Below are 11,762 nucleotides of genomic sequence, written 5' to 3'. Positions count from 1 at the left end.
GTCAAGTTAACATTATTACACTCATTAAAAATTTGGGATTGAAAAATCCCCATAAACTTATTTTACGAGGAGGATGGAAATGAATATTCTGATTAATTATAATGAGCTTGACAGCCATAATTTTGACCTAAATGTTGATCATTATGGTGCCGAACAATGTGATAAGAACTACTCATTTGGACCAACAATCCGAAATAACTATGTACTACATTTTATTACGAATGGAAAAGGTAAGATTACAATCAATGGAGATACGACTGAACTAACCGCTGGAGATATTTTTGTACTTCCAAAAAATCAATCCATTTTTTACCAGGCTGATGGGAAAGAGCCTTGGACCTATACTTGGGTGGGTTTCAGCGGCTCTCGTGCTGAAAGCATCCTGACTCAAACTCGACTTCTAGAAAAATATTATCTCCATTCAAACCTCGATTCTCCTATATTAAAAAAGATGATTGACATCAATCATACAAAAAATCAATCTCTTCCAATGACTACGGAACTAATTCTTATCGGTCATTTGAATCAATTGCTCGCAGCACTTGTTGAAGAGTTCCCGAATGATGCATTAAAAGATGCCAATACAATTGCAAAAAATTATGTACATCACGCAATAAAAATAATACATAGTCAATATAGCAGTCCCATTAAAGTATCTGAAATCGCGGAGCAATTGGCCTTAAGTCGTAGTTATTTGTATAAAATTTTCAAGCAAGAAACTGGCTACTCTATCAAAGATTATATTGTTCAAGTAAAAATGAACCACGCTTGTCAACTACTAGCTACTCCAGAACTTAGTATCACTGAAATCGCAAATTCTGTCGGCTATTTTGACCCCTTGGTGTTTAGCAGTGCATTCAAAAACCAATATTATATGAGTCCAAGTGATTATCGGAAATTTCATTTTCATTAATTCTATACGCCAAGACATTTCAAGTTCACAAAAAACAAAAAAGGATATTCTGAACAACGAACAGAACATCCTTTTTAATTATTTCCCAAACACTCCTACAATTCGTTCACAGGCTTCTTTTATGGTTTCAAACGGTGCTGCTGCATTGAGGCGGGCGTGATGGACACCTTCCTTTCCAAAGGTTTGTCCATCATTGAGAACCACTTTGGCTTCTTCTCTCAATTTGCGATGCAATTCATTATGCTCCAACCCATAGGCAGAAAAATCAAGCCAGACCAGATAGGTTCCTTGTGGTTTTAGAACTTTAATCTTTGTCTCTTGGGTCAGGTAGTCCGTTATATAATCAATGTTTTTCTCAAGGACAGTCTTCAATTCCTCTAACCATGGACGACCATACCGAAAGGCTGTTTCAGTCGTAATCAAGCCAATGGCTGAAATTTCATGCTGGTTATTGACCAGCTGTCTTCTCGTAAAAGCCTTTCTCAATTGTGGATTTTCAATAATGGCAAAGCTATTTTTCGTACCTGCAATGTTGAAAGTTTTTGTTGCAGACGATAAAACAAGGGTATAATCCTTAAACTCTGGACTCACTGTGTTGAAACTGTGGTGCTTGTTTCCATAAAGGGTCAGATCTTGATGGATCTCATCTGAAACCAGTAGAACCTTGTGTTTACGGCACAATTGACCAATTTTTTCCACCTCATCCTTAGACCAAACACGACCACCTGGATTATGAGGGTTGCAGAAAATATAGAGTTTCACTTCCTTCTCTACAAGGTCACGCTCTAGCTGGTCAAAATCAATCTGGAACTGTCCGTCCACCACCTGCAAGGAATTGGTTACCAATTGGCGATTGTTCAATTTTACCGTACGGGCAAAGGGTGGGTAGACAGGAGTATTGATGAGAACGGCATCTCCCTCCTCAGTAAGAGCCTGGATAGCTACCGAGAGGGCTGGCACCACTCCCTCAATCAGAACAATACTTTCTTTGCTGATTTCATAGCCGTGTTGGTCTTTTTCCCAATCAATAATGGATTGATAGAGAGAATCACTAGCGTAGGGATAGCCGAAGATATGTTGGTCTGCATACTGGCGAATGGCAGAGCGAATTTCGGGCAGAGCTTCAAAATCCATATCGGCAACCCAGAGCTGTAAAAGTTCTGGATCCTGCTCACTGGCCTTCCACTTTTCTGAATGGTGACTTAAGCGATCGGGTCTAGTCATAAAATCATATCGTGTCATATCTTATCCCTCCAAGGCTGTTTTTAAATCTGCAATCAAGTCATCCGCATCCTCAATGCCGATAGACAGACGAAGCAAGTCATCCGTTAACCCGTAAGAATGGCGGGTTTCAGCTGGAATATCTGCGTGGGTCTGAGTGGCTGGGTAGGTAATCAAGCTTTCTACTCCTCCCAAACTTTCCGCAAAAGTAAAGACCTCTAAGGTATTGAGAATGTGAGGAATGCGGCCTTCATCCACTACCTTGACAGAAATCATGCCCCCTTTACCCGTGTAATAGACCTGCTTGACAGCTGGGCTAGCTTGCAAGTAGGCAACAATTTTCTGGGCATTTTGGGTTGCCCGTTCCATACGCAGAGAGAGGGTTTTCAGTCCACGCATGAGAAGGTAGGCATCTAGGGGCGAAAGGGTTGGACCTGTGGTATTTTGGTCATAGAAGAGTTTGTCATAGAGGGTCTGGTCATTGGTCATGAGCACGCCTGCCAATACATCATTATGCCCTGACAGATACTTGGTTGCTGAATGCAAGACCACATCGGCTCCAAGTAGAAGGGGATTTTGGTAGATAGGGCTGTAAAAGGTGTTATCGACAATCACCTTGGCTCCTTTGGCATGGGCGACAGCCGAAACCTTAGCAATGTCAAACTCCACCATGAGGGGATTGGTCGGTGTTTCAAGGAAAACATAATCTGTCTGGTCCGTGATGGCAGCTAGGAGCTCCTCCTCAGTGTTGGCATAGGTGAAGCTAAAGCGCCCCAACTGCTCCTGCTCATTGAACCAGCGGAAGGAGCCACCGTAGAGATCACGCGCCGCAACTACCTTGCTTCCAACAGGAAAACCGTTAAAGAGCAAGACCAGAGCAGCCATACCAGAACTGGTCACGAGCGCATAGTCAGCCTTTTCAATGGCGGCTAAGGTTTTCTCCAAGCTAGCTCTGGTCGGATTCTTGGTGCGCGTATAGTCAAAGCCTGTCGATTGACCAAATTCGGGATGTTGATAGGTGGTCGAAAGGTGGATAGGGGAAATCAATGCCCCAGTTTTTTCATCGTTGTTGATGCCAGTATGTGCCAAAATCGTATCAATCTTATAATCTGTCATAACATCTACTCCATTCTAACTTATTAACTAGTCTAGCATGAAATAGGAGATTTGGTGTGAAAAATATCCAAAAAATACTTATAGAAAAACAGCAAGCTTTGTTATAGTTTTTCTTTATAACAAGACCCGCTTTTGTTTACATATACATACTTGAAAACCTACAACTAAGTTGATATAATAAAAGAAAGAGAGGTGATTGCTTATGAAATTCCAGTTTAACAAGCATTTCTATCGGTACAATGCCTTTTATTCTATGATTTTTTGGCTATGTTTTTTACTGCCCGATTTCTTTAAGGACAGTTCTCCAAGTCCAACTTGGTATGCCTTATTGGCCATTCTTATCCTCACTATCCAGGCTATTCGGACCTTTTTCTTCAAGGAAGAAAAGGAGCTCACTCGCATGGGCTACATCTTTCATTTGGTAATGATTGCGCTGATTATCTATCTTAAATTCGTATTGGGTAAGTAGAAAGGAGTCTACTATGTTTAAGAACTTCAATACAGCATTTTATCAAACTTGGGAATTTTACTTTTCCCTACTTTGTTTAGTGACCTTTAGTTTCGTAGTTACGAAGGGAATCTTTGGGCTGTTCGATTTTATCCAGTTTGCCTTGGGACTTTATGTCGGCTATCTGGCCTTCTTTAAACCACGAAGCTGGATTAAAAAAACATGGCAGATTTATCTGACGATTGGATTGATTGCTAGTTGGACAATCATTTCCTTCTTTGTATTGTGAGGATTTTATATGTTTAAGGAATTTAATAAAGAATTTTATCGGAGTTTGAATTTTTATTTGATGATATTGTTGTTTCTAGGAAGTATAGGGGAGTGGCTAAATAAGGGACCTAGCCTCTGGCTTGCACTCTTGCTCTTTGCTACGGTCGGTACTGCCCGTAGTGCCTTTTGGTCTAAAGAATGGACCTTGAAAGCAAATTGGCAAATCTATCTCTGTATCGCTTTTTTGCTGGTCGGGGCTTGGATTGAATTTTTTAGTTAGATTGAAAGGAGCGTAGAATGCGGTCCTTTTTTCTTCCAAAATGGACAGAGATTTTCTGCTAAAGATGGTATAATAAAATCATGCAAAAAATTGAGTTATTAGACGGAGAGCGGATTGACCAGCTCTTCTCGACAGATGTTCAGATTATTCAAAACCGGGAGGTTTTTAGCTACTCGATTGACAGTGTCCTCCTTTCGCGTTTTCCAAAAATGCCTGCTCAGAAGGGGCTGATTGTTGACCTTTGTAGCGGAAATGGGGCGGTGGGCCTCTTTGCCTCCACACGCACCAAGGCTCAGATTATTCAGGTCGAGTTGCAGGAACGGCTTGCTGACATGAACCGCCGCTCCATCGCCCTCAATGGTCTGGAGGAACGGGTTTCGGTTATCAATGATGACTTGGCAAACTTGCCTCAATATGATTTGCGGTCCAAGGTGGATTTGATGCTCTGCAATCCTCCCTACTTCAAGGTGGACAAGGGTTCAAACCTCAATGAAAGCGAGCATTATCTTCTAGCCAGACATGAAATCGCAACCAACCTAGACAGCATTTGCCAGGTGGCCCAACAGGTGCTCAAATCCAATGGTCGCTTGGCCATGGTCCACAGACCCGACCGATTTTTAGATATTTTAGACACGCTGAGGACCTACAAATTAGCTCCCAAACGCATCCAGTTTGTCTATCCCAAGGCCAGCAAGGAGGCCAATATGTTGCTAATTGAGGCAATCAAGGACGGCTCGGTGGACGGTCTGCACATCCTGCCACCTCTGGTTGTTCATGAGGAAAACGGCGACTACACTCCGGCTATTCGTGAGATTTACTATGGAAAATAAGGCCTACTTTTATGTCTTGGAATGTGCCGACGGGAGTCTTTATACTGGTTATACGACTGATGTGGTCAAGCGGCTTGCTACCCATAATCGTGGGAAAGGGGCCAAGTACACCCGCGGACGCTTGCCTGTTAGCCTGCTCTATCAAGAAGCCTTTGCTAGTAAGCAGGAAGCCATGTCCGCCGAGGCACTCTTTAAGAAACGCAGCCGGCAGAGCAAGTTAGACTATATCGCAGAAATGACAAAAAAAACTCGTACAAAATAGTACGAGGCTTTTATTTAAAAGACTTCCAAAATTGTATCAATTTTCCCCATAGCTTCTTCAAATATCTCTTGAGCCTGGCTTGGATCAGCCGATTGCCCTTCGATAAAGACCTGATGGATGTCTTCAAATCCCAGAAACTCAAAGATAGACTGGATGTATTGGGCCGCTGGATCTTGCCCAGCGTAAACTCCACCATTGGACTGGATATGCAACAATTTTTTACCCTTGACCAGACCGATAGAGCCCTCAGGTCCATACTTGAAGGTCAGTCCTGCAACGTTAATGGTATTAATCCATGACACTAATTGACTTGGCACATTGAGGTTCCAAAGGGGATTGACCACGACAATCTTATCTGCTGCAAGAAATTGTTGGGTCAAGGCATTGTAGCGGTCCAACTGCTCCGCTTGTTCAGGACTGATTTCTATACCTTTTTTTGCTGCTCCCATAGCCTCTAACAAGGACTTGTCTAAGGCGGGAATCTGGTCTTCAAAAACATCTACTAGTTCAATCCGATCTTCTGGATGCAAACTGGCGTACCGAGTTTGAAATTCTTCCAAAGCTCGCAAGGCATAGGACTTTTGTGCGTCGAGTGGGTGGGCCTTTACAATTAATACAGTTGCCATTGTTCATCTCCGTTGTTACTAATTATTGATAAATATATTCTACTCTTTTTGAGGCTGGGCAAAAAGCCCAGCTCCACTACTCAGAGTTCGTGTCAACATCTCAGCGCAGTGGTTGATTGGCAGATTTGTTCGTGTTTCACACTCCAAATCTGACCTAATCAACTGTGCGGGGGTGGGAAAACGAACTCTCTTTTAGACTAGTCGAGTTCTTTCCCACTCCCATTTGCTCGAAGCAAAAGGCTGGTCTCCCAGCCTCTGCATTCAAAACTGTTATCATTTTTTTAAATAGGTGTAAGCGATACAGTCTAGGCTATCAACAGCTGTAAAGCCAATTGCCTCATAGAAAGACCGTGTTTTCTCAGTATTATCCGTCAAGAGGTGGAGTTGATAAATACCTGGAAAGTGGGTAATGGCGTGCTCCAAAAGCTGACGCCCAATTCCTTGTCGCTGATAGGTTGGCAGGACCAAGATGTCCTGAATAAAAACGATTGAATGGCCGTCACCAACTGCTCGCAAGAGACCCACTAGACGGTCACCGTCATAGGCCGCAAGAACAAACAGGCTATGTTCCAAAGCCTTTTGTAACATGGCAGGTCGGTCAGTATAATTTGACCAACCAACTGAAGCATAGAGGTCAAGGACAGCTTGAAAATCAAGTTGAGGATGTTGTTTGTAAGTAATCATGTTCTTCTCCTTTGTATTGTTTTTTAGAATACAAAGGCTTTATCCATTGTCAAAATACCCATGATCCTACCTCCTGTTTAATTACTTCTAGTATAACAAAAACCGCTCCAATTAGGAAGCAGTTTTGTAACGACGATAAAAATAATAAAGACTCAAAGTTATGACAGATATACCAAACAAAATAAGTACAAGGATAGATAGGGTTGGTGAGCCTAACAGACTAACTAGTAGCAATAGCCCACCAATGATGAAGAGATAGCCTGCCTGCTTTCTTCCCCTTCTTTCTATTTCATTGGTCTTGCTATCCAATTCTTCCTTGGGTAAATAATTCCCTATTACCATATAGCCGATAGCTAGCAGTCCAATGACAAGCCTCCGATAATCCAGTTCTCCTCCCAAGTTAAACCTGAGCAAAGCAACTTGAATGATGAGAGCCAGTAGCGGAAAAAGCCATTTGACCACTCGAATGACTGGTGTTTTCCCTATCCCTTTCACATCATAAAGTACACAAATGAATAGGTGAATATAAAAGAATAGTAGCGGTGTCAAAATTGTCACCATATACTTGGGCATAGAGCCATTTGGCTTACCATTTACGCCAAAATGCGTTACCATGGTATCTGGCAATGCTTTATAGTAACAAATCATCAATACAGCAATCAGTAGAAATATACTCGAGGTTGCTAATAAGGTTTTTATGTCAATTTTCTTCATCTTGATGTCCTCCTAAACTTGCAATCCAAACCAAGACTTCTTCAAAGACCGTATAGTTTAGACGATAATAAATAAAATTTTTCTGCTTTTCCTCCAAAATTAATCCAGCTTTTTTCAAAGTGGATAAATGATGAGAAACTGTTGCTCCTGTTAATTGAAATTGTTCTACAATTTCACCAGCAGACTTCGGCCCCGACTTAAGACTATCTAGAATTTGCCTACGAATAGGAGCAGAAATTGCCTTCAAGGTTTCGGAAAGCCCCATAATAAGCCTCCTTGCTCTTCTATTTAGAAATATTTCTAAATAGAATTATACTCTATTTTTATTGTTTGTCAAGAACTATTTCGATTATTTTCTAAATAGAACTCAAAAAAACAGACCACTCTTTATGGCCTGTCAAACACTGCTTATCTCTCCCCTTTATTGCGGATCACAAAGCCTGTTTTCTTTTCACTTGAGGTGCGTTGGTGTGGTTTTTTGTTGTCCTGACGGCGGTTGTCACGCTTGAACTTGTCATCACGACGGTTGCGGTCGTTACGATCACCACGGCGTCCTCCACGGTCTCGGTTGCGGTCACCGTCACGACGGCCACCACGATCACGGTCGCGACCACCACGTCCACCTTTACCCTTGGCTTGACCAGGTGCAAACTTGAATGGCAGTGGTTTTTCACGTGCGATTTCAACTTCTGGCATGCTATCTGGATCTTGTACGGTCAGACTAAGTACGTAGAGAGCAAGCTCTTCAGGCGTAAATTCAGTCGCCAACTTGATTGCATCTTTCTTAAACTTATCAAAGTTTCCACGAATAGTCTCGTCTGCGAAGTCACGCTCAATCTTCTTCAAGGCAACTTTCTTCTTGGCTTCAAATGCTTCCTGAGCAGTTGCTGGCTTGAGACCTTTCATACGTTTCTTGGTCAAATCTTCGATGATTGCCAAGTAGCCCATCTCGTTTGGCGAGACAAAGGTAATGGACTGACCTGATTGACCCGCACGACCTGTACGACCGATACGGTGCACATAGCTTTCTGGATCCTGTGGAATATCGTAGTTATAGACGTGCGTTACACCTGAAATATCCAATCCACGAGCCGCAACGTCCGTCGCAACAAGGACATCAAGCTGGTCATTTTTAAAGTCTCGGATGACACGTAGGCGTTTGTTCTGGTCCAAATCTCCGTGGATACCTTCTGCACGGAAGCCACGCAGTTTCAAACCACGAGTTAATTCATCAACACGGCGCTTAGTACGACCGAAGACGATAGACAATTCAGGCTGGTCAACATCCATAAGGCGTGTCATGGTATCAAATTTTTCATGTTCTTTGACACGGATATAGTATTGGTCCACGTTGACGTTGGTCAATTCCTTAGCCGCAATCTTAACATGCTCAGGCTCTTTCATGAACTTGACACCAATACGCTTGATTGGCTCTGGCATAGTCGCAGAAAACAAAAGGGTTTGACGGCTTTCTGGCACACGCTCGATGATCGCTTCGATGTCGTCCAAGAAGCCCATGTTGAGCATTTCATCTGCCTCGTCAAGAATAAGGGTTTCAACACCGTCAAGCTTGAGGGCTTTTCGCTTAATCAAGTCCAAGAGACGCCCTGGCGTACCAACAACGATGTGGGCACCTGAGCGAAGGGCCTTGATTTGCTTTTCAATGCTAGAACCACCGTAAACCGAGCGAACTTTTACACCCTTTTCACGACCAAATTTGAAAAGCTCTTCCTGACTCTGCACCGCCAACTCACGCGTTGGGGCAATAATCAAGGCTTGAACAGCTTGATTGTTGATGTCAATTTTGTTGAGGGTTGGCAGACCAAAGGCTGCGGTTTTCCCTGTACCCGTCTGGGCTTGACCAATCACATCTTTTCCTTCCAAAGCAAGCGGAATGGTCTGCTCCTGGATAGGTGACGGCGTTTCAAAACCTGCCTTCTCAACGGCAAGCAAAATGTCTTCTGACAATTGTAAATCTGTAAATTTCAATTATGATACCAAGTGCGTTAAGAAAACAAGGTGAAAATAGGAGACTGACGCAGTGTGACTACACACTAGGAAGGCTATCTTTTTCACGAAGTTTTTAGCACGGGTTCGAATACTCTTCCCGAACCAGTTTCCTAACGCATTTCCTTTCTTTTACAAGGCAGTGCGAAGCTACCTTATCTAACTTTTTTTGTAACAATTATTTCCACTGGCAGCGAACTAACCAGTATCAGACTTGTAACTTAACTAGTATAACACATTCTAAGCATAAAGGTTGGCTTTTGCCTTGAAAATAAAAATAATACGTTTTCAAAAAAAACTTAAAAATATTTGAAGGTGAGAAAGTGAGAAATTAAGACTATTTGAATCATAGTTTGAACAACCAATGCGGTATTGTATTCAGACATATAAATAATAAAGGTAAAGGTAACTCAAAACAATAGCTTTCGTAAACAAATGCTATCTTTCTCAAGACTAGTGACTATCCTCTTCGCTTTTATTTTTACCCTATGATATAATTAAGGTGACGACTTCTCACAGCTAATCGCTGGTGTCCCAATATCAAAAAACCACGATGGAAACTAACAACGTTTTTTTACTATAATTATATTACCAACCATTTCACTAATTATATTATGTTATCCAAGCGCTGATTGAGGATTAACATAAAGGAGGTATAGATATGAATACAAAAAAGAAGATATCCTTTGCCCTGACCGCTTGTCTAGGTCTTTTTTTGCTCTTCCCTACTTCTACCCACGCTCATTATGACCGCGCCTTTTGGTATGAAGAACAAGTGACCACACCGCATATTGAACAATATACAGACTGGATGTCCACAATTCCTGATAATCGTTTTCTAGGAGAGCTTGCCATTCCGGGAACTCATGATAGCATGGCTCATAGTAACCATCTTCCTTTTCGTGATATTGTCCGTACGCAAACAATGAATTTGCAGCAACAATTGGAGTCTGGAATCCGATATTTAGATATTCGTCTCGCATATATGGGAGATCACTTTGCTCTCTACCATGGCTCAATCGCCTTGGGCTACCAATTTGAAGAGGTTCTTACAACTATTCAAAATTACTTGATAAGTTATCCAAGTGAAACCATCTTAATGCGGATTAAACAAGAGCATACTCATGCCTCTGATCCTGAAATGTTTACCCTTTTTGAGTCCTATTATCAACGATATTCCTCTCTTTTCTGGAATCCTATGACTTCGTCAAACGGATACAATCCTACACTAGGCGAAATTCGTGGCCAGATTGTGCTTTTACCTGATGTCTTGTCTATCGAACACGGAATAAATTATCGTTTTGTTATTACTCAAGATCAATACCATCTCAATACAAATTGGGATTTATATAAAAAATGGGAAGCTATAAAGAACCATATCAATCAGGCAAATACATCTAGCATTGATTTTATTTTCATGAATTATCTCAGTGGTTCTGGTGGTTCTTTCCCTTATTTTGTAGCAAGTGGACATGTTCGTCCAGCAACTGATGCTTCCCGACTCTCTACTGGATTGACGGAACCCGGTTTTAGGCATCGCTACCCTGACTTCCCACGCACAGCACGTCTCGGTGTATTTGCAACAATTTCCTTTGAAGGAACCAATACTCTTGTTGCGGACTATCTACGAAACAATCAAATTCGTAGACCAGGAATCATCATTTCAGATTTCCCTGGTGAACGTCTTATCAATGAAGTTATACAATGCAATTACCGTTAATCGTTCTATATTTTTGCATGTTTAGTATTTAAGCTAAAATACTGTTCTATAAATAACATCTCGTACAATACATACCTAATTCTCACCCTAATCTTCCAATTCCTTTTACCATCAACATAAAAATATTCAACTGACTAGCGAGGAAATTCCCAACGGGGGACTCCTCGTTTTTTATATCTTAATTGTCATTTCAAGTCAAAAATAGTCAACCACTAAATTTTCGATAAGCAGACTATATCATCAATAACAAAAAATTACTTCTTTCACGAAAAATAAAAGTGATTGATTGTGACATGAAAAATTCTATAGGAGTTGTGAACTAAGGATAGCACAGTGAAACATTGAGAGCAACAATAAAAAAATGCATCATTAGGCTGTTATAGACATTTAGTCTATCTTTAATTACTTCGTTAACTCGCTTTGCCGTACTTTGCGTAAGTGACTTGCTTTCGCAAGTCTCATTTCCAGCCTCTTTTTTCTCGCTTTTTTGTATCTAGGATCGGGCTGAAACAGTTCCCCGAACTGTTTCACTCTCCCAGATAGTTGGAGCTAGTACTAAAAGTAAACTAAAATATAATTATTTAGCTTTAAAATAGCATTCCAAAGAATACTCAACCGATTGAAATCTCCTCAATAACTCAGCCACTTTTCTTTTCAATCCAGCCCAGAAT

The 11,762-nt window shown here is 41.4% G+C and carries 14 protein-coding genes; 7 read left to right on the top strand and 7 right to left on the bottom strand.

Annotated features, from left to right (window positions below):
• The first annotated feature begins 79 nt into the window (after positions 1-79).
• Positions 80-913 carry an AraC family transcriptional regulator gene (locus SST62_RS0102475; protein ID WP_029186179.1) on the top strand — a complete coding sequence of 278 codons (834 nt, stop codon included), beginning with the start codon at positions 80-82 and terminating at the stop codon, positions 911-913.
• A 78-nt stretch (positions 914-991) separates the two neighbouring features.
• On the opposite strand, the gene SST62_RS0102470 is transcribed toward SST62_RS0102475, so the two are convergent.
• Positions 992-2,155 (bottom strand): MalY/PatB family protein, encoded by a 1,164-nt coding sequence (locus tag SST62_RS0102470; RefSeq protein WP_029186178.1) that lies wholly within the window; start codon positions 2,153-2,155, stop codon positions 992-994.
• A gap of 3 nt (positions 2,156-2,158) precedes the next feature.
• Positions 2,159-3,250: a cystathionine gamma-synthase gene (locus tag SST62_RS0102465; RefSeq protein WP_029186177.1), complete on the bottom strand. Its 1,092-nt coding sequence runs from the start codon at positions 3,248-3,250 to the stop codon at positions 2,159-2,161.
• Positions 3,251-3,452: 202 nt separating this feature from the next.
• On the opposite strand from SST62_RS0102465, the gene SST62_RS0102460 reads away from it, so the two are divergent.
• The 5 genes from SST62_RS0102460 to SST62_RS0102440 all read left to right on the top strand — a co-directional run bounded on the left by SST62_RS0102460 (position 3,453) and on the right by SST62_RS0102440 (position 5,340).
• Positions 3,453-3,719, top strand: a complete 267-nt coding sequence (locus tag SST62_RS0102460) for a hypothetical protein (RefSeq protein WP_029186176.1) — start codon at positions 3,453-3,455, stop codon at positions 3,717-3,719.
• 13 nt (positions 3,720-3,732) lie between these two features.
• Positions 3,733-3,987 (top strand): hypothetical protein, encoded by a 255-nt coding sequence (locus tag SST62_RS0102455; protein ID WP_029186175.1) that lies wholly within the window; start codon positions 3,733-3,735, stop codon positions 3,985-3,987.
• A 9-nt stretch (positions 3,988-3,996) separates the two neighbouring features.
• On the top strand, positions 3,997-4,248 hold the full coding sequence (locus SST62_RS0102450) for a hypothetical protein (RefSeq protein WP_024410934.1): 252 nt from the start codon (positions 3,997-3,999) through the stop codon (positions 4,246-4,248).
• Between the two features lie 80 nt (positions 4,249-4,328).
• Complete coding sequence (locus tag SST62_RS0102445; protein ID WP_029186174.1) at positions 4,329-5,078, top strand: tRNA1(Val) (adenine(37)-N6)-methyltransferase; 750 nt, start codon at positions 4,329-4,331, stop codon at positions 5,076-5,078.
• The gene (locus SST62_RS0102440; protein WP_029186173.1) at positions 5,068-5,340 is read left to right on the top strand and encodes a GIY-YIG nuclease family protein; all 273 of its coding nucleotides are present in this window, start codon (positions 5,068-5,070) and stop codon (positions 5,338-5,340) included. Before SST62_RS0102445 ends, SST62_RS0102440 begins: the two co-directional genes overlap by 11 nt.
• Before the next feature lie 14 nt (positions 5,341-5,354).
• Here SST62_RS0102440 and SST62_RS0102435 read toward each other — a convergent pair whose 3' ends face one another.
• The 5 genes from SST62_RS0102435 to SST62_RS0102415 form a co-directional block, all read right to left on the bottom strand.
• Complete coding sequence (locus tag SST62_RS0102435; protein ID WP_029186172.1) at positions 5,355-5,966, bottom strand: FMN-dependent NADH-azoreductase; 612 nt, start codon at positions 5,964-5,966, stop codon at positions 5,355-5,357.
• 273 nt (positions 5,967-6,239) lie between these two features.
• Positions 6,240-6,650: a GNAT family N-acetyltransferase gene (locus tag SST62_RS0102430; protein WP_029186171.1), complete on the bottom strand. Its 411-nt coding sequence runs from the start codon at positions 6,648-6,650 to the stop codon at positions 6,240-6,242.
• Between the two features lie 111 nt (positions 6,651-6,761).
• On the bottom strand, positions 6,762-7,364 hold the full coding sequence (locus tag SST62_RS0102425) for a DUF1648 domain-containing protein (RefSeq protein WP_029186170.1): 603 nt from the start codon (positions 7,362-7,364) through the stop codon (positions 6,762-6,764).
• Complete coding sequence (locus tag SST62_RS0102420) at positions 7,351-7,629, bottom strand: autorepressor SdpR family transcription factor (RefSeq protein ID WP_024407110.1); 279 nt, start codon at positions 7,627-7,629, stop codon at positions 7,351-7,353. The genes SST62_RS0102425 and SST62_RS0102420 overlap by 14 nt, the downstream gene beginning before the upstream one ends.
• 143 nt (positions 7,630-7,772) lie before the next feature.
• A complete protein-coding gene (locus SST62_RS0102415; RefSeq protein WP_029186169.1) occupies positions 7,773-9,353 on the bottom strand; it encodes a DEAD/DEAH box helicase in 1,581 nt (526 codons plus the stop codon).
• 679 nt (positions 9,354-10,032) lie between these two features.
• Here SST62_RS0102415 and SST62_RS0102410 point away from each other — a divergent pair.
• The gene (locus SST62_RS0102410) at positions 10,033-11,091 is read left to right on the top strand and encodes a phosphatidylinositol-specific phospholipase C (RefSeq protein ID WP_004298887.1); all 1,059 of its coding nucleotides are present in this window, start codon (positions 10,033-10,035) and stop codon (positions 11,089-11,091) included.
• Positions 11,092-11,762: the final 671 nt, after the last annotated feature.

The organism is Streptococcus suis YS56, from assembly GCF_000440115.1.
GTDB lineage: Bacteria > Bacillota > Bacilli > Lactobacillales > Streptococcaceae > Streptococcus > Streptococcus suis_L.
This window is presented reverse-complemented; position numbering and strand designations above follow the sequence as displayed.